Origin of the sequence: Corynebacterium vitaeruminis (assembly GCF_001054325.1) — a bacterium.
GTDB lineage: Bacteria > Actinomycetota > Actinomycetes > Mycobacteriales > Mycobacteriaceae > Corynebacterium > Corynebacterium vitaeruminis_A.
Genome location: NZ_JVVM01000001.1, coordinates 22,875 through 40,027, shown reverse-complemented (window position 1 = coordinate 40,027; position 17,153 = coordinate 22,875). Strand labels below are relative to the sequence as shown.

The following is a 17,153-nucleotide window of genomic DNA, read 5'->3' as shown; positions in this document are numbered from 1 at the left end:
ATATTGAAGCGGACATAATTATACAACGGCATATTGCTGGAAAAACTCGCAGTGTTACGCGCTACACCCGCTGGCCAAGCCAATCACCAACTCTGTGGAGGCTTACACTTTTCACCGATTAGGTAGGAAATTACCTAAATACGGCAACATTCCAGGGATACGTCGCGACAGATTCGAGCAATTCGTCAAACTCACGCAGCACCGGGTCCGGGGGCAATTCTGCACGCGGAGTCAGTAGCTCAGAGAGGTCCATAGCGAGTTCATTAAGCGAACCGCCGCGCTGCTCGAAGCTCAAGAGATAGCGGAATACCTTCCTATCTCCTAGCGGTTCCTTCGGGTTCTCACGCTCCCACTGCTCCACCAACTGCGCGTCGGTGTCCGCCGCTGCCATGGAGACATCCACATCACTGACGCCCCCGGCGCGGTCAAACTCACTCAACTTAGTACGAAATGCCTCGGCCAGCGCCTCCGATTCGGTCGGCTTCACAAGGCAGTGAAAAACAATCTTCGACATAACTTCACAGGCTAAGCCACGCGAGACGGCCAGACAATAACTAACCGTCGTAAAGCACCTGTCCCCTGCGTTGGCGCGCGCCCACCGCTGACAACGACGTAGTGTTGAATTTATGCAGGCTTTCAGCAATCCTCTCATCACGCTTGCCGACGGCACGGTGAAGCAAGTCAATCCTTTTTCCGGTACCCAGGTGTGGACAGTCCCCGGTCGTGGTAATCGGCCGCTGGGAATTAAGCACCCGGATCCGCAGCCACTGAGCGAGGAGGATTTTGGTTCCCGCGATTCCTTCGGCTGGAACAATCTGCTGCAAACCCCACCAGAGAAGGCCCGCGTTGTCCTCGATGACTCAGTATTCGGCGGTTACACCACAGTGACCGGAGTACTGCCTGACCAGCTCTTCGACACCACCGCGGAATTCCGCCGCGTGCCCAACCTGTTCGAAATCGTCTCGTATGACTACTGGGCGGACAACTACGGATTCGAGCCCGACCGCGAGACTCAGCAGCGTATGGAGGCCTACCTCGACGACCCGCAAGGCCGCGAGCATGTGCTCAACATCATTCGCACGCGCTACCGCGCCGCTGGACGCAGCGAAGAGGAAATCAGCTCGCTTTCCGACGAGGAGTTGCTGCGCCGAGCCCCAAGCTATTTCGCCGGCGGCCACGATGTAATCGTTGCCCGTCGTCACTTTGTCGATGGTGCCACGCACGACAACCAGCTGGCTTCTTCTGGCACTCTCACCGTCGCTGAGCACCGCGCACTCATTGCGTTTACCGTCGAGTCAATTGCTGACCTGTACCGACGTAACCGCTACGTGCGTTATGTGGCCGCTTTCCAAAACTGGTTAAAGCCGGCAGGCGCAAGCTTCGATCACTTGCACAAGCAGCTTGTGGCCATCGATGAGCACGGCGAGCAGCTCAAGCGCGAAGTGCAGGCGGTGCGCAAGAACCCGAATATCTACAACGAGTTCGCAGTGGACTATGCTGCCCGCCGCAATCTGATCATCGCGGAAAATGAGCATGCAGTGGCCTTTGCCGGATTCGGACACCGCTACCCCACGCTGGAGATTTTCTCGAAGTCGGACATCTGCGAACCGTGGCTGCAAACCCGCGCTGAAATCGACGCCATGTCGGACCTGATTCACGCCTGTCATGCCGCTGCCGGCCCCACCATTCCATGCAATGAGGAATGGCATCACCGTCCTGTCGATTTGGATGCCCGCATGCCATGGCGGGTGATGATTAAGTGGCGCACCTCGAACTTGGCCGGCTTTGAAGGTGGCACCAAGATTTATCTGAACACCATCTCCCCATGGGATCTGCGCGACCGCGTCGTACCAGAGATGTACCGTCTACGGGAGACCGGGAAGATCTCGGACAGCATTCACATTGCGACCGAGTGCCAGTGCCTGCCGAATTCCCTGAAGTACAACCCGCTTGTCGAGGACGGAACGCGACTATAGGCCTCTGGGCAGAGTAGAGAAAGAAGTAAGGAGTCTTAATCCAGGTGAGCAATAATGAAGCACGACTGAGCCGCATTCGCGACCTCATCTCGACTCACCGGGTGCCGGTGGACAGGCAGTGGGAAATCTACCGCTACCTGCACCAGCACCCGGAGCTGTCGCAAGCGGAGGAGAAAACAGCCGCATACCTCGCCGGTGCTCTTCGCGACATGGGCACCTACACAGTGCATGAGGGAATCGGCGGCCACGGACTGGTTGGTGTCATGGAAAATGGCCCCGGCCCCACCGTGCTGTTCCGTGCTGATATCGATGCGCTTCCGGTTTCCGAGGAAACCGGTGTGGACTTCGCTTCCTCCGCCACTGGCACCGCCCGCGATGGTTCCGCCACCGCCGTCATGCACGCCTGCGGTCATGACATGCACATGACGGCCGGCCTTGGTCTGGCTAGTTTGATGGCGGCTGCCAAATCTGAGTGGTCGGGTACTTTCATTGCACTGTTCCAGCCCGCCGAGGAACTCGCCTGCGGTGCACAGGCCATGATTGACGACGGCCTGGCAGAACTCATCCCGACCCCAGATGTGTGCTTCGGCCAGCACATTGTTCCCGGCCCCGCCGGTCAGGTTATGACCATGCCCGGCCCGGCGCTAGCTGGCTGCGACACCATCAGCATCACGCTGACTGGCCGCTCCGCACATGGTTCCATGCCGCACAACGCCATTGACCCGACATACTTGGCCGCCGCAATCGTTCTGCGCCTGCAGGGAATTGTGGGGCGCGAAATTCCTCCCCACGAGTTTGGTGTTTTGTCCGTCGGCACGCTGCAGTCCGGCAATTCGAATAACACAATCCCCGGTCAGGCCAAGATTGTGCTGAACATTCGCTACTACTCCAACGAGGTGCGAGCCAAGCTCATTGCCGGCATTGAGCGCGTTGTTCGCGGCGAGTGCCTGGCTTCCGGCACTGAGGTTGAGCCAGTGATTGAGTACTCCGATCACGGCGAAGTCACTGACAATGATTCGGAGGCGTTTGCCACGATTCGCCCGGTCATGGACGCTGTGCTCGGCGAAGACTCCACCGATGCTGTCCCGTGGACCGCGTCGGAGGACTTCTCAGATCTTCCGCGTGGCCTGAACTCCCCATATGTCTACTGGACAGTTGGTGCCACGCCTCGAGGTACGTGGGAAGCCGCCGTTGCAGCAGACCGCGTGGTCGAAGACGTGCCGTCGAACCACATGCCGACATTCCTGCCGGACTTCGAGCCGACGGCTACCTCCGCAACTTTTGCCGCCGCTGCCGCCGTGCTGTCCTACCTGGCGAAGTAGAGGTCGTGTGCCGGCTGTTTGCCCAGCGCTAAGCTCCACCAAAACAGCCCAGGTTGAAAGCCCAAGCAAAAGCCGGTAGCCCAAAAGGGCTACCGGCTTTTCGAACATGTCAGAGCGCTAGCGTGCGTCCTCACCAATAACGTGGACGTGAATCATGTTGGTATTGCCCTCATTTCCTGGAGGGGTACCAGCAACAACGACCAGCGTGTCACCAGCGTTGTAGATTTCCATGGTCAAGAGCTGCTCATCGATGACCTGCATGATCTCGTCGGTGCTGCCGACCTCGCGCACCAAGAAGGTCTCCGCGCCCCACGTCAGCGCAAGCTGCGAACGAACCTGCTGATTCGGAGTAAATACCAGCAGCGGCAGGCGAGAGTGCAAGCGTGCCACACGGCGAGCGGTATCACCCGAGGTGGTGAAAGCAACCATAGCGCGTGCGTTCAAACGCTCACCGATATCGCGAGCGGCGTAGGAAATCACACCACGCTTAGTACGCGGCATGTGAGTCAGCGCAGGAACTTCGCCTTCGCGCTCAGCCGCGGTGACGATGCGAGCCATGGTCTTAACCGTGGCCTGCGGGTACTTACCAATCGAGGTCTCACCCGAGAGCATCACGGCATCTGCGCCATCGAGCACAGCGTTGGCCACGTCGGAGGCCTCCGCACGAGTCGGGCGCGAGTTCGAAATCATGGAGTCGAGCATCTGGGTGGCCACGATGACCGGCTTGGCGTTCTCACGAGCAATCTGAATAGCGCGCTTTTGAACCAGCGGAACATCTTCCAGCGGCACCTCAACACCGAGGTCACCGCGGGCAACCATCACGGCGTCGAAGGCCAAGATGATGGCCTCGAGAGACTCGACTGCCTCTGGCTTCTCCAGCTTGGCGATAATCGGAACACGACGGCCAACCTCATCCATGACCGCATGGACCAGTTCGACGTCGGAAGGCGAACGGACAAAGGACAGCGCAATGAAGTCCACCCCTAGCTTGAGGGCGAAGCGCAGGTCGGCGATATCCTTCTCCGACAGAGCCGGCACCGAGATGTTCATGCCCGGCAGGGAAACACCCTTGTTATTGGAGACTGGGCCGCCTTCAATGACGCGGCATACCACGTCATTGCCATCTACCTCGATGCACTCCAAGCCCACCTTACCGTCGTCGACAAGCAGGCGATCGCCCGGACGGGCATCATCAGCGAGGTTCTTGTACGTGGTGGAGACGCGGTCGTGCGTGCCTTCGACATCGTCGACGGTGATGCGCACAATCTCGCCGTCGTCCCAGTACGTGGAGTCGTCCTTAAAGCGACCAAGGCGAATCTTTGGTCCCTGCAGGTCGGCGAGAATACCGACTGCACGTCCCGTAGCATCGGATGCTTCACGCACCCAGCGGTAGTTCTGAGCGTGGTCCTCATGCTCACCGTGAGAGAAATTCAGACGGGCAACATCCATGCCGGCGTTGACCAGCCCGGTAATCCCCTCCAGCGAAGCAACTGCTGGACCGAGAGTACATACAATCTTCGTTCGTCTAAGCACGGACTCTAGCCTAGTCCCTTACGGGGCTATGCGTCAGTTGGAAACACTACGGGCTTCGGCAGCGTCATCCTGTCCCCTTACTTCATCTGCAGATTCGCGGCTCTTGCCCCGCAGAATCCACAGGGTAATCACGGCACTCAGGAAGACCACCAGCGAGGTGATGTTGTTAATACGCACACCGAATACCAACGTTGCGTCATCGACGCGCATGAGCTCAATGAAGAAACGCCCCAAAGTGTAGGCCGCCACATAGAGTGCAAAGACTCGCCCGCCGCCCATCTTGAACTTTCGATCTGCCCAGACAATGACCAGGCAAGCGAGGATGTTCCACACCATCTCGTAGAGGAACGTCGGGTGCACAACAGCCAGCACTTCGCCTGTCGACGTTCCGGTGACCGGGGCAACCCTGCCGAACTCATCTACTCGTTGGTAAATTTCCAGGCCCCATGGGAGCGATGTTGGGCCACCGTAGAGTTCCTGATTGAACCAGTTGCCCAGGCGCCCAATGGCCTGTCCAAGAATGATGGCGGGTGCAGCCGCGTCGAGCAAAGGCGCGAACGGAACCTTCCGCCACTTGGCGACCGCCCACGCCGCCAGCACCCCCAGCGCCACAGCTCCCCAGATACCGAGCCCACCGTTGGTGATTTTCAGCGCATCGGCGGGATTAGCGCCGGGGCCGAAGTATTTTTCCCAGTCGGTGGCGACGTGGTAGAGACGGCCACCGATAATGCCCGCAGGAATGACTGCAATGGCAATGTCGAGGACCAACTCCGGGTCTCCACCCCTGGCTGCGTAGCGGCGCTGCATCCAATAAATGCCAACGAGTACGCCAACCAGGATGGAAATCGCGTAACCGCGCAGTGGTAGCGGCCCTAACTGCCACACGCCCTGCGACGGGGAGGGAATGTTGGCCAAATACGTCGTTGCTGCCTCAGCGAGGACAAGGGTGGAACTCATAGGTGCGCTAGCTCTCTCCTCGTACGCCCGCAGCGAGTTCACGGGCGAGCGTTACCAGGTCATCGGTGCTCTTCATCGCAGCCTTAATCAGTGCCGAGCCGACGATAACACCATCTGCGAACTCGGCAATCTCGGCGGCCTGTGCCCCATTGGAGACGCCCAGACCAACGCACACCGGGGTGTCGGTGACCTCTCGCGTGCGTGCAACCAGCTTGCCAGCGGCCGAGTCGACACTGGCCTGGGCACCTGTGACACCCATGTGGCTGGTGGCATAGACGAAGCCGGTCGACGCGGTAGCGGTTAGCTGCAGACGCTCGTTGGTCGATGAGGGAGCCACCAACATGATGTTGGACAGGCCATTGGCCTCAGCTGCACGCTGCCACTGGCCGGCCTCCTCGGGGATGAGGTCTGGGATGATGGTGCCACGACCACCGGCAGCGGCCAGGTCCTCGGCGAAACGCTCCGGACCATACTGGAGAATCGGGTTCCAGTAGCTCATCACCACACAGGTTCCGCCGTGTTCGGTGACTTCGCGGACCACACGCATAATCTCGCGGGTGCGGAAGCCCGCATCCAGAGCTACGTTGGCGGCATCCTGAATAGTCGGGCCGTCCATCATCGGATCGGAGAAAGGCAGACCAACCTCGATGATGTCGGCGCCGGCGTCAACAATCGCCTTGATGTTCTCAATCGACTTATCGGTGGTCGGGAAACCTGCTGGGTAGTAGCCGATAAATGCTGCGCGGTTTTCCTCACGGACCTTGGCAAAGACGTCGCTCAGACTCATTTAGGACTCCTCCATCAGATCAAACCACTTAGCAGCGGTGTCGACATCCTTGTCACCGCGACCGGAAACATTGACAATAATCAGCGGCTTACGGCCCAGCTCTTCGCGCAGGTCATCACTGATGAGACGAGCCGCAGCTACCGCGTGTGCGGACTCGATAGCGGGCAGGATGCCCTCCATCCGAGTCAGATCCTGGAATGCCTGCATCGCCTGGGTATCGGTCACCGGCAGGTAGGAGGCGCGATCAATATCAGCCAGGTAGGAGTGCTCTGGGCCCACGCCAGGGTAATCCAGGCCGGCGGAAATCGAGTGCGACTCCGTAATCTGGCCATCCTCGTTCTGCATCAGGGCGGCAAAAGAGCCCTGGAACACACCCGGATTACCGGCAGCCGAAATCGGGGCTGCATGGCGACCGGTCTCAACACCGTCACCACCGGCTTCAGCTCCAATCAGGCGAACCGATTCATCATCGATGAAGTGGTGGAACGCGCCGATTGCATTAGAACCGCCGCCGACACAGGCCACGACGGCGTCGGGAAGCGAGCCGGTCTCGGCCAAAATCTGCTGGCGCGCCTCCGCACTGATGATGCGCTGGAAGTCGCGCACCATCGTTGGGAACGGATGCGGTCCGGCGGCCGTACCGAAGCAGTAGTAAGTGTCATCAGCATGCGAAACCCAGAAGCGCATGGCCTCATTAATCGCGTCCTTGAGGGTCTTCGAGCCAATCTCGACCTCGATGACCTCAGCGCCAAGCAGTCGCATGCGGGCAATGTTGAGCCGCTGGCGGATTGCGTCGACTTTACCCATGTAAATACGGCAGTTAAGGCCGAGCAGCGCACAAGCAGTCGCGGTTGCGACACCGTGCTGTCCGGCACCGGTCTCGGCAATGATGTTCTTCTTGCCCATACGCTTGGCAAGCAGGACTTGGCCCAAGACGTTATTAATCTTGTGGCTGCCAGTATGGTTCAGATCCTCGCGCTTGAGCCAGACGTCAGCGCCGATGTCAGCGGAGAACTTCTCCGCGTAGTACAGCGGCGAGGGACGGCCGACATAAGTACGCTGCAGCCGGTCGAGTTCATCCAGAAAATCCTGATCAACGCGGGCCTTCGCGTAGCCATCGGTGACCTCACCGATGACGGCCATCAGCGCCTCTGGCACAAACTGGCCGCCCCACTTACCCCAGTGCCCAATGGCATCTGACTCGTGGTTCGTTGTCTCCGCGATAACCTCACCCATCGTGGGCAGACGGTCACCGCGGGCATCATGATTCTTGAAATCTTGGTCACTCACAGTTATCTATTGTGGACTATCCCCACCTATTGCGGGGACATAAGGCCTAAGAAACTGTGGTGTGCCAGCACAACAGGTGTGACACGCAACCAAATGAGGCGGAATTCGCGGTGCGATGCAGCTGATCATCGCGACCGCGAACTGCCACTATTCGCTGCGCAATGTCGGGTGGACACCGGCGGCAACGAGACGTCGGCAAGCCTCACCCGGCTTGCCCGCGGTAACCAGCCCCTCGCCCACCAGCACCGCGTCGGCGCCATGAGAAGCGTAGTAGCGCAATTCCTCCGGCCCCTTAACGCCGGACTCTGCCACCTTCACAACGTGATCTGGCAACATCGGCGCAAGGCGTTCATACACGGCGAGGTCCACGTCGAGAGTCTTCAGATTGCGGGCATTGATACCGAGAATCTTAGCGCCAGCGGCCTCGGCACGCTCAACCTCTTCGGCGGTGTGCGCCTCAACGAGAGCGTTCATGCCGAGTGATTCCGTGCGATCCAGCAGGGACTCCAGCGTCGGTTGGTCCAGAGCCGAGCACATCAGCAGTACCAGGTCGGCACCGTGCGCACGGGCCTCGTGGACCTGGTACGGAGTAACGATGAAGTCCTTGCGCAGCACCGGAATATTCACCGCGCGGCGCACGGCATCGAGGTCAGCCAGCGAACCGCGGAAGCGGCGCTCCTCAGTCAGGCAGGAAATAACAGCGGCGCCACCCTGCTCGTACTCAGCGGCCAAGACCTCCGGCGAAGGAATGTCAGCCAACTCACCCTTCGACGGAGAAGCACGCTTGACCTCTGCAATCACCTGCACACCGGGCTTAGCCAGTGCCGCCACAGCATCAATCGGCGACGGTGCCTTCAGCGAGAGTTCCTTGATCTCACGGTAGGAAATCTTGGCTTCCCGAGCAGCGAGATCTTCCCGCACGCCCTCAATAATCTTGTCCAGAACGTTAGCCACGGTCTTTCTCCTTATCCAGATCCGTAGGATCTACACCGGCATCCAAAGCATCCCACAGAACGCGACCCGACTGCGGGTCTTCCTCCAGGTCCTCGGCAATACGCTGGCGGCGGACCTCCGGGGTCTCATACGCGCTGGACTTCTGCTTCTTCACGGCACCCGGACGACGCACCATCAATACCGCCCCGACCAGCGCCAATGCGCACCACAACAAGGCCAGGGCTGGCCCCATCGCATGCACTTCGATTGCTTCGACCTGCGCCCAGTCTGCCACAGTCACCGCATCACTGGCGCGTTGTGAGGCGCTTCCCGACGTCAACAAGTCCAGTGCCCGCTGGGAGTCCACACCGTCTTCTCCGCTGGCAAGCAGAGTCATCGGAGTCCACGACGCCGCAATTGCGAGCAGCGCCGCAAGCCCACCGACGATACGGCGGCCGAGTGCGCCCAAAATGGTGGTGGCAAAAAGCGCGGCCACCATTGCCAGCGCAATCGAGGTCAACTCTGGAGCCCATACTGCGCCCACCAAATCTGTGGTCGCAGGACCGGACTTGTCGTCGACAGTATCGACTGTCAGCCACGCACTTCGGCTGCACAACCACATTCCCGCTGCGGCCACACCAATGAGGCCACCGGAGAGCATCGTTGTCGACTTCATCGAAAACCTAGCTCCTTTCCGCTGGGACTAGTGTCTCAGCTGCTGCGACAGCTCGCAGCACAGCCGCGGCCTTGTTGCGGGTCTCTTCATCCTCAGCAGCTGGGTCAGAATCACTGACAATTCCGCCACCGGCCTGGACGTAGACGGTATCGTCCTTCTTCACGCCTGTGCGGATGGCAATTGCCTGATCGGTATTGCCCCGGAAGTCAAAATATCCAACAGTGCCGCCATAAACACCCCGGCGCGTGTCTTCGAACTTGTCGATAATGCTCAGCGCGGAAGGCTTCGGCGCACCTGAGAGCGTTCCCGCTGGGAAGGTTGCCGCGAATGCGTCGACGGCCGTGGCGTCGCTGGAAAGCTCGCCGGTGACCGTAGAAACCAGATGCATAACGTGACTGTAGCGCTCAATATGACGGAAGTCGTGCACAACAACACTGCCCGGGCGGCAGACACGTCCGAGGTCATTGCGACCAAGATCGACGAGCATCAGATGCTCACTATTTTCCTTCTCGTCTGCCAGCAAATCAGCTTCCAGCGCATTGTCCTGCTCCACCGTGGCACCGCGCGGACGTGTGCCCGCGATGGGATTGGTGATGACCTCACTGCCTTGGACTGCCACGAGCGACTCCGGGGAGGAACCGACAATTTGGAAAGCGGTATCGGAAAAGTCCTTGGTCGGGACATTGACTAGGAACATGTAGGGCGACGGATTGGAAACTCGCAGAATGCGGTAGATATCAAAGGCCGATGCCTGCGTGTCCATCTCGAACCGCTGTGAAAGCACGATCTGGAACGCATCGCCGGCGCGGATGTGGTCCTTGCAACGCTCAATGCGGTCCATGTGGTCCTCGGCAGTGCGCTGGCGACGAATCACCGGCTCTGGGAAGCTAACTTCCGCCGGACGCAGATCAGAGGGTTCCGACAGCCGCTCCACCATCGCATTGACACGATCACAGGCGGTGTCATACGCCTGATCAATCCGCTCATCCGAGCCGTCCCAGTTGACGGCATTGGAAATCAGCCACAGCACACCCTCGTGGTGGTCAAAAGCAGCCAGGTCCTCCACCAGCAGCTGCATGAGCTCCGGAATCTGCAAATCATTGTCAGTGGTATCCGGCAGCTGCGGTTCGATGTAGCGGACAATGTCATGCCCGAAGTAGCCAACGAGACCAGAAGTGAGCTTGGGTACCGAGGCATCGTCGGCAAGCGGAAGTTCCGTGTGCAGCAGCTCCAGTGTGCGACGCAGCGCATCCAGCGGATTTCCGCCCTCTGGCGCACCCGATGGCGCGTTGCCAATCCACGTGGCCTCCCCCGCATCATCCACCGTCAACGCGGCGCGACTGCCGCAACCGATAAACGACCAGCGCGACCACGACTGCCCCACATCGGAGGACTCCAGTAAGAAAGTGCCGGGACGATCGGCCGCGAGCTTGCGGTAAGCCGACAACGCCGTTTCGCCGTCCGCCAGAACCTTGCGAACCACGGGCACAACCCGATGGTGTGCTGCCAGTTCGCGGAAGCGCTCACGCGTGGTCATGGTGATACGAGTCATAGCCGCTATTGTGCCACGCACCCCGGATTGCACATCACTTAACCCCGTACTTCACCGGAGGCGGGCACGCTTGACGACGAAATCCCCACCCCGGCAACCCGGATTGACTGCTTAGCCCTCGAACACGGGATGCACGTCAAAGCAGCTGTGCGAGCCAGTGTGGCATGCCGCGCCGTCCTGCACCACCTGCATCAGTACGGTATCGCCATCGCAGTCCAACGCCAGCGATGTCACCGTCTGGAAATGGCCACTGGTCAGGCCCTTGATCCAGTACTCCGACCGGGAGCGCGACCAGTAGGTGCCGCGCTTGGTAGCGATGGTGTACGCCAGGGCGTGGGAATCCATCCAGGCCATCATGAGCACGCGACCAGTGGATTCTTCCTGCACAATGGCGGGAATCAACCCGTCAGCATTGAACTTGGCGATGTTCTCAATGTCCTCGGGGAGCGTGTACTCACGCGGATCATCTCCTGCACCGTGAGCTGCAGCGCCTGGGGCTAGACCCGTCACTGACGTACCTCGATTCCCTCGCGCGCCATCTCTTCCTTGACCTCGGCGATGCTGACCTCGCCGAAGTGGAAAATGGACGCGGCCAAAACCGCGTTAGCACCGGCACGCACGGCCAGCGGGAAGTGCTCCGCCTTGCCGGCACCGCCGGAAGCAATCACCGGGACATCGACAGCGGCGCGGACCTTTTCCAGCAGCTCCAGGTCGAAGCCATCCTTGGTGCCGTCGCCGTCCATGGAGTTCAGCAGAATTTCGCCGACGCCGAGTTCCTCGCCACGGCGTGCCCACTCGACGGCATCAATTCCGGCCGAGCGTGAACCGCCATGTGTGGTGACCTCGAAGCCTGACGGCTGCCGCGTGCCTCCCTCGGGAACACGACGGGCATCGACCGACAGGACGACACACTGCGCGCCAAAGCGGCGCGACAGCTCGCTGAGCAGTTCCGGGCGTGCAATCGCAGCGGTATTGACACTGACCTTGTCGGCACCGGCACGCAGCAGTTGATCGACATCTTCAACGCTGCGCACGCCGCCACCGACAGTCAGCGGAATGAAGACCTCACTTGCGGTACGGCGCACCACGTCGAGCATGGTGCCACGGCCATCCTTGGAAGCTGTGACGTCCAGGAAGGTCAGCTCATCAGCGCCCTCCTCGCCGTAGCGGCGGGCCAACTCCACCGGATCGCCGGCATCGCGGAGATTTTCAAAATTAACTCCCTTGACGACCCGCCCATTGTTGACATCCAGGCAGGGAATCACGCGTACTGCCAGAGACATAGTTTTTAAGTTCTCCTCGTGTTAGCTCAAAGTTGTGGCTCGACGGTTTGTGCAAATCGCCCATGCGGGGATTGCTCAAGATTTAGCTCCGGAAAGTTTCCGGATGACCTAGCTGATTAATAATCGACCGCAGTGTGGCATGGACATCCCGTGTGCCTGCCAGCACACCTACGGAATCATGTCGCCAAGGTTTGCCCGCCAGATCTGTGACCACGCCACCGGCTTCGGAAATCTGCAATACACCAGCTGCGTTATCCCACACATGCGGTGAGAAAGTCACGGTGCCGCCGAAGGCCCCCATCGCGGTGGATCCCAGGTCTACTCCGACAGAGCCGGTAATTCGAATCGTCGGATAGCGCTCGCCCACCTTTGACAGCAGCAATTGGCGCCACTTGCGGGGGAATGTGCCGTCGGTACGCGCTATGACAGACCCGAAAGCAATCGAAACCGGCCGGCCAGCCTCGGCGTCGATGTTGACGCGACGGCCGTTGACAAAGGTGCCACTGCCTTTAGCTGCGGTGATACGACGACGCAGCAGAGGCATGGAGGTGATGCCGACCACCGGCTCCCCCTCATGCATGAGTGTGAGCAGCATAGCGCACAGCGGAAAGCCGTTGGAATAGTTCGTGGTGCCGTCAATCGGATCGATGACCCAGGCTGTGTGTTCCTCGGGAACCTTGCCGCCGAATTCCTCGCCATAAACAGGCAAGCCGGAATATTGCGTGAGGAGCTGGCGCAGACGACGCTCAATTTCCAGGTCAGTCTCCGTCGCGAAATCCCCGCGCGGCTTCATGACGACCGGGTCCGCGCCCACCTGCTGCGTAAACAGGCCTTCGACCTCATCGAGCGCTGCTTCAGCGATAGCGAGCATCGCCCGCGGTTCCAGGGCATCCATAGTTTTCTAAGTCCTTCATCCGCCGTCTCGGCCAGGGCACCGTCTGCTCGTTGACGCTTCCGCTTTACGACGTCTCCCCAGCCCGGCCACGAAAGTGTTGTCTTTAGCCGCGGGCTACTGCCAGGGCTTCTTCCAGGGTGAAACGACCTGCGTAGAGTGCCTTGCCCACAATTGCGGAGTCGACGCCCTCATCGACCAGCTTGGCGATAGCTGCAATGTCGTCCAGGCTGCTGACACCGCCGGAAGCGACGATTGGAGCATCGGTGGCAGCGGCGACCTCGCGCAGCAGTTCCACATTCGGCCCCCGCAGGGTGCCGTCCTTGGAGACATCAGTCACCACAAAACGGGATGCACCCTGAGCATCCAGGCGCTCCAGCACCTCCCAGAGGTCACCACCGTCGGAGACCCAGCCGCGGCCGCGCAGGCGCCACTGTCCCTCTTCGTTGAGAACGTCCAGACCGATTGCCACACGGTCGCCGTAGTTGGCGATAACCTCGCGGCACCACTCCGGATTCTCCAGTGCGGCGGTGCCAATATTGACACGAGCACAGCCGGTGGCCAGCGCAGCCTCGAGCGAAGCGTTGTCACGAATACCGCCGGAGAGCTCCACCTTCACGTCGAGCTTGCCCACGACGTCGGCAAGCAGGTCGTAGTTCGAACCACGACCGAATGCGGCATCGAGGTCAACCAGGTGGATCCACTCGGCGCCTGCATTCTGCCAGTTCATGGCTGCTTCCAGTGGTGCACCGTAGGAAGTCTCGGTTCCAGCAGCACCCTGGACAAGGCGCACAGCCTGGCCGTCGGCTACGTCTACAGCGGGCAGCAGGGTCAAACTCATGGGGGCTCTACTCTCTTCGACTCTGAGCGAAGTGGCCATTCCCGCCACGACGCTTATTGCTAGTTATCTCAGTATAGGTGGTCTAGGTGGTGAAATTCCGTCACCTACCAGGTAGTGCGGTTAGGGCAGATACTACCGACTGCGTGATTACAGCGTATCTACCCAGTTCTGCAGCAGCTTCAGCCCTGCTTCACCGGATTTCTCCGGGTGGAACTGTGTAGCCCACAGCGGGCCATTTTCGATTGCCGCGATGAACCGATCGGATTCGTGGGTGGACCAGGTCACCAATGGCGGAGCGATGCGAGAATCCGTGTCGAGGTCCCACTTGCGCACACCGTAGGAATGGACGAAGTAAAAACGCTGGCCCTCCAGCCCCTTAAACATCTTCGAGCCTTCCGGCACATCGACCGTGTTCCAGCCCATGTGCGGCAGGATTGATGCTTCGAGACGCTCGACAGTACCCGGCCATTCACCGCAACCTGGGGTGCCGGTAACGGTCGCAGAAGCGTCGGTCTCCGCTGCGTGGATACCGTCGGCGTACTCGACACCGCGATCAAAGAGCACCTGCATACCAACGCAGATCCCCATCACCGGTCGCCCACCGGCGAGCCGAGAGCCAATCAAACGCGGCCCCTGAACTCGATGCAGACCCTCCATGCATGCGGCATAGGCACCGACGCCGGGAACGAGGAGACCATCGGCCTCCATCACGATCTTCGGGTCAGCGGTCACAATAACCTCGGCGCCCGTGGTGGCCACAGCGCGCTCAGCCGAACGCAAATTACCGGAGCCGTAATCGAGGATGGCAACGGTCGGGGTCTTCGTCGATGGTGAGACTTGTTCCATAGTTGGTCATTTTAAGGCGCTAAGGGGCGGCCTTTGCTATTTACCCCAAGAAAGCTGGACGGACAGGAAAAAGCGCTGGTATACAACCGAAAAATAACTTGGTAAACTCTAGGTTAACAACAGGTTAAGTAAGTTATTAATTTATTCCCACTAGCCCAAATTACTTTCACAGAGAGGCTCCGACGCTATGACTACCGCATCTGTCCTCAGTAAATCATTTGCCATTGTTCGTGAGGACCTTCACCGGCTCTATGGTGCGGCCTGCGACGCTACGACTATCGATTCCATTCTCGATGATGTGATTGCAGAGCTGTCCGACTCCGCCAAGGTGACCAACTTCCTTCCGGTCCTCGCTGAACGCGAAGCCATCGAACGCATTAAGGCCTCCAGTAGTTGCAAGGACTTCGCCCCTCGCCAGGAAATTCTCTTTGCCGACAGCCGCGGCTCCGGCCGCAGCCAGATTGCCACTGCCCTGGCTTACCATCTGGCCGGTGACGAAGTCTTTATCCGCACGATCGGCCTGAACCCAGAGGATGGCCTGAATCCGCGCGTCGTCGAAGCTCTTCATGACCGCGGGGTGGACACCTCGCGCCTCACTCAAAAAACGATTACTCCCCGTGTTTCCCACCGCGCCGATGTCGTAGTGCTCATGGGCATCGAGGAGACACCGGCAGTCCCAGGCGACCGCTACATCGAGTGGGATATCGTCGACCCAGACACACTCGCAGACGATGAGCTCCAGTCGCTTATCGACGACATCGAAACTCGCCTGCGGGCTCTCCTGGCCGAGATGGACGTTGCCGTCGCATAACGCTACTTCTTCTTGCGATCCCGCACTGTCAGGCGTGTCACGGCGTTCTTGGCCGGACGGGCGACGCGCACAGCTGCCTCAGGTGTATGACGCTTCACCGCGTCGCCCAGGCGACGCAACGTAGCGCGGGTGTTCTGGTACTCCGCAACGCGGTGCTTTCCGATGACTCGATCGAGCACCGCACCAATGAGGCCCACCGCCAGCAGTGCTGCGGCAAAGGCGAACACGGCAGGGTACGGACGGAGTGCAGCCGCGGCAACTGCGCCCAACACGAACGAACCAATACCTGTGCCCGAGTCGAACGACATGTTCCAGAAGGCGCTGGCCTCGGCCGTACGGTCACGCGGCAGGCGGGCGAACATCAGCAGTAGGGCCTCATTTTGCACGATGCCGAAGCCCGCGCCGTAGAAGATTGCCGCAATCAGCAGCAGCCAGGCCGACAAATCGAAAAAGACAACGCCGGACATCATCAGCAGGCCAATAAAACCACTAATCAATGCCGGAATCAGCAGAATTCCAGCCTCGGACTTACGATCCGCATAGATGCCTGCGAAGTAGCGGAACACCATTTGCGCGCCACCGAGAACCGATAGCGCCAGACCAGCGACAATTGCACCAGAAACAGCATCAACCTCTCGAGCTGCCGGTGCAAGGAAAGCGGAAATACCACCGAAGCCCATAGCAATCGTGGAGATTGCAAGCGCGGGAATGGCCACCAGTTTCCAAGTGGCAACATGCTCAACTGGGCTCGGCTGCGTTGCTGCAGAGCCAGGAACGGGGTCACCGACATCCTCGTTGCCGCCCTTGCCCTCCTTCGGCGCTGGCTTAATCTTCGGAATGAATAGGGCCATCACCGAGCCAACGAGCGAAATGACGGCACCCAGAATATAAACCGGAGTGTAGGAGCCAGTCTTATCTGCAATGATGAGACCAAGTGGCAGGAAAATGAGCTCGGACAAACCAACGGCCACACCAAGCGCACCGGAGGCCTTCCCCAGGAACTTCAGTGGCACAAGCTCTGCAATCAATGCGGACTCGGCGACAGTCAACGCACCGAAGCCCATACCGCGGAGAACCGCAATGATGAGCACCAAAGCAGCATCGGTGCCGAACATGTGCAGAATCGTCGGCAAGCCCAGAAACAGACCTGAAATCAGCATGGTCATGCCGTAGCCAAGACGGCGACACATACGTGGAGTCTGAGTTTGTGTCAGAACTGTGGCGGCCATGAAGACACCGGTGTAGGCACCGGCGAGCGAAGTTCCACCGCCATCGTCAAGAATTGCCTGCGGGATGACAGGCATGAGGAGTGACCAGCCACCGAAGGCGGCCATCACGGCGACTAGCGTAGGTACTAGTCCGGGCGCTTTCCACATGCTGTCCAGTTCGTCTAGCTGCCTGCGGTCCATCACCCGGGACGCCATTTACTCCATCACTCCTATCAACCACAAAAT

17 protein-coding genes are annotated in these 17,153 nt (G+C 59.7%); 3 read left to right on the top strand and 14 right to left on the bottom strand.

From position 1 onward, the window contains the following. Positions 1-130: 130 nt before the first annotated feature. Positions 131-514, bottom strand: a complete 384-nt coding sequence (locus ADA16_RS00185; RefSeq protein ID WP_048758302.1) for a hypothetical protein — start codon at positions 512-514, stop codon at positions 131-133. 112 nt (positions 515-626) lie between these two features. Here ADA16_RS00185 and ADA16_RS00180 point away from each other — a divergent pair, with 112 nt between their 5' ends. Further along, positions 627-1,976, top strand: coding sequence for a DUF4921 family protein (locus ADA16_RS00180; protein WP_048758301.1), 1,350 nt, complete (start codon positions 627-629; stop codon positions 1,974-1,976). Positions 1,977-2,020: 44 nt separating this feature from the next. Continuing rightward, on the top strand, positions 2,021-3,298 hold the full coding sequence (locus ADA16_RS00175; RefSeq protein ID WP_048758300.1) for an amidohydrolase: 1,278 nt from the start codon (positions 2,021-2,023) through the stop codon (positions 3,296-3,298). A gap of 117 nt (positions 3,299-3,415) precedes the next feature. On the opposite strand, the gene pyk is transcribed toward ADA16_RS00175, so the two are convergent. From pyk to hisH, 12 genes are all read right to left on the bottom strand, one after another. Beyond that, complete coding sequence (pyk, locus tag ADA16_RS00170; protein WP_048758299.1) at positions 3,416-4,831, bottom strand: pyruvate kinase; 1,416 nt, start codon at positions 4,829-4,831, stop codon at positions 3,416-3,418. A gap of 33 nt (positions 4,832-4,864) precedes the next feature. Beyond that, the gene (lgt, locus tag ADA16_RS00165) at positions 4,865-5,788 is read right to left on the bottom strand and encodes a prolipoprotein diacylglyceryl transferase (protein ID WP_048758298.1); all 924 of its coding nucleotides are present in this window, start codon (positions 5,786-5,788) and stop codon (positions 4,865-4,867) included. A gap of 7 nt (positions 5,789-5,795) precedes the next feature. Next, complete coding sequence (gene trpA / locus ADA16_RS00160) at positions 5,796-6,575, bottom strand: tryptophan synthase subunit alpha (RefSeq protein WP_048758297.1); 780 nt, start codon at positions 6,573-6,575, stop codon at positions 5,796-5,798. Then, entirely contained in the window at positions 6,576-7,865 is a 1,290-nt protein-coding gene (trpB, locus tag ADA16_RS00155; RefSeq protein ID WP_082150608.1) for a tryptophan synthase subunit beta, read from the bottom strand. It abuts the gene before it with no gap. Between the two features lie 147 nt (positions 7,866-8,012). Beyond that, a complete protein-coding gene (gene trpC, locus ADA16_RS00150) occupies positions 8,013-8,819 on the bottom strand; it encodes an indole-3-glycerol phosphate synthase TrpC (protein WP_048758296.1) in 807 nt (268 codons plus the stop codon). Continuing rightward, positions 8,812-9,474 carry a TIGR02234 family membrane protein gene (locus ADA16_RS00145; protein ID WP_048758295.1) on the bottom strand — a complete coding sequence of 221 codons (663 nt, stop codon included), beginning with the start codon at positions 9,472-9,474 and terminating at the stop codon, positions 8,812-8,814. The genes trpC and ADA16_RS00145 overlap by 8 nt, the downstream gene beginning before the upstream one ends. A 7-nt stretch (positions 9,475-9,481) precedes the next feature. Further along, complete coding sequence (locus ADA16_RS00140) at positions 9,482-11,026, bottom strand: anthranilate synthase component I (protein ID WP_048758294.1); 1,545 nt, start codon at positions 11,024-11,026, stop codon at positions 9,482-9,484. Positions 11,027-11,137: 111 nt separating this feature from the next. After that, positions 11,138-11,536 carry a phosphoribosyl-AMP cyclohydrolase gene (hisI, locus tag ADA16_RS00135; RefSeq protein WP_048758293.1) on the bottom strand — a complete coding sequence of 133 codons (399 nt, stop codon included), beginning with the start codon at positions 11,534-11,536 and terminating at the stop codon, positions 11,138-11,140. Then, the gene (gene hisF / locus ADA16_RS00130) at positions 11,533-12,309 is read right to left on the bottom strand and encodes an imidazole glycerol phosphate synthase subunit HisF (RefSeq protein WP_048758292.1); all 777 of its coding nucleotides are present in this window, start codon (positions 12,307-12,309) and stop codon (positions 11,533-11,535) included. Before hisF ends, hisI begins: the two co-directional genes overlap by 4 nt. Before the next feature lie 82 nt (positions 12,310-12,391). Then, on the bottom strand, positions 12,392-13,204 hold the full coding sequence (locus ADA16_RS00125) for an inositol monophosphatase family protein (RefSeq protein WP_048758291.1): 813 nt from the start codon (positions 13,202-13,204) through the stop codon (positions 12,392-12,394). A 103-nt stretch (positions 13,205-13,307) separates the two neighbouring features. After that, on the bottom strand, positions 13,308-14,042 hold the full coding sequence (gene priA, locus ADA16_RS00120) for a bifunctional 1-(5-phosphoribosyl)-5-((5-phosphoribosylamino)methylideneamino)imidazole-4-carboxamide isomerase/phosphoribosylanthranilate isomerase PriA (RefSeq protein WP_193387460.1): 735 nt from the start codon (positions 14,040-14,042) through the stop codon (positions 13,308-13,310). A gap of 147 nt (positions 14,043-14,189) precedes the next feature. After that, positions 14,190-14,888 (bottom strand): imidazole glycerol phosphate synthase subunit HisH, encoded by a 699-nt coding sequence (hisH, locus tag ADA16_RS00115; protein ID WP_048758289.1) that lies wholly within the window; start codon positions 14,886-14,888, stop codon positions 14,190-14,192. Between the two features lie 187 nt (positions 14,889-15,075). Here hisH and ADA16_RS00110 point away from each other — a divergent pair, with 187 nt between their 5' ends. Beyond that, the gene (locus ADA16_RS00110) at positions 15,076-15,699 is read left to right on the top strand and encodes a low molecular weight phosphatase family protein (RefSeq protein ID WP_048758288.1); all 624 of its coding nucleotides are present in this window, start codon (positions 15,076-15,078) and stop codon (positions 15,697-15,699) included. Between the two features lie 2 nt (positions 15,700-15,701). Here the strand turns inward: ADA16_RS00110 and ADA16_RS00105 are convergent, their stop codons facing one another. After that, complete coding sequence (locus ADA16_RS00105) at positions 15,702-17,123, bottom strand: MFS transporter (RefSeq protein WP_048758287.1); 1,422 nt, start codon at positions 17,121-17,123, stop codon at positions 15,702-15,704. Positions 17,124-17,153: the final 30 nt, after the last annotated feature.

What these genes read in the sequence shown, in the direction of transcription:
- ADA16_RS00185 (WP_048758302.1), bottom strand. Translation starts at nt 514, where the DNA reads ATGTCGAAGATTGTTTTTCACTGCCTTGTGAAGCCGACCGAATCGGAG.
- ADA16_RS00180 (WP_048758301.1), top strand. Translation starts at nt 627, where the DNA reads ATGCAGGCTTTCAGCAATCCTCTCATCACGCTTGCCGACGGCACGGTG.
- lgt (WP_048758298.1), bottom strand. Translation starts at nt 5,788, where the DNA reads ATGAGTTCCACCCTTGTCCTCGCTGAGGCAGCAACGACGTATTTGGCC.
- trpA (WP_048758297.1), bottom strand. Translation starts at nt 6,575, where the DNA reads ATGAGTCTGAGCGACGTCTTTGCCAAGGTCCGTGAGGAAAACCGCGCA.
- ADA16_RS00145 (WP_048758295.1), bottom strand. Translation starts at nt 9,474, where the DNA reads ATGAAGTCGACAACGATGCTCTCCGGTGGCCTCATTGGTGTGGCCGCA.
- ADA16_RS00140 (WP_048758294.1), bottom strand. Translation starts at nt 11,026, where the DNA reads ATGACTCGTATCACCATGACCACGCGTGAGCGCTTCCGCGAACTGGCA.
- hisF (WP_048758292.1), bottom strand. Translation starts at nt 12,309, where the DNA reads ATGTCTCTGGCAGTACGCGTGATTCCCTGCCTGGATGTCAACAATGGG.
- ADA16_RS00125 (WP_048758291.1), bottom strand. Translation starts at nt 13,204, where the DNA reads ATGGATGCCCTGGAACCGCGGGCGATGCTCGCTATCGCTGAAGCAGCG.
- priA (WP_193387460.1), bottom strand. Translation starts at nt 14,042, where the DNA reads ATGAGTTTGACCCTGCTGCCCGCTGTAGACGTAGCCGACGGCCAGGCT.
- hisH (WP_048758289.1), bottom strand. Translation starts at nt 14,888, where the DNA reads ATGGAACAAGTCTCACCATCGACGAAGACCCCGACCGTTGCCATCCTC.
- ADA16_RS00110 (WP_048758288.1), top strand. Translation starts at nt 15,076, where the DNA reads ATGACTACCGCATCTGTCCTCAGTAAATCATTTGCCATTGTTCGTGAG.
- ADA16_RS00105 (WP_048758287.1), bottom strand. Translation starts at nt 17,123, where the DNA reads ATGGCGTCCCGGGTGATGGACCGCAGGCAGCTAGACGAACTGGACAGC.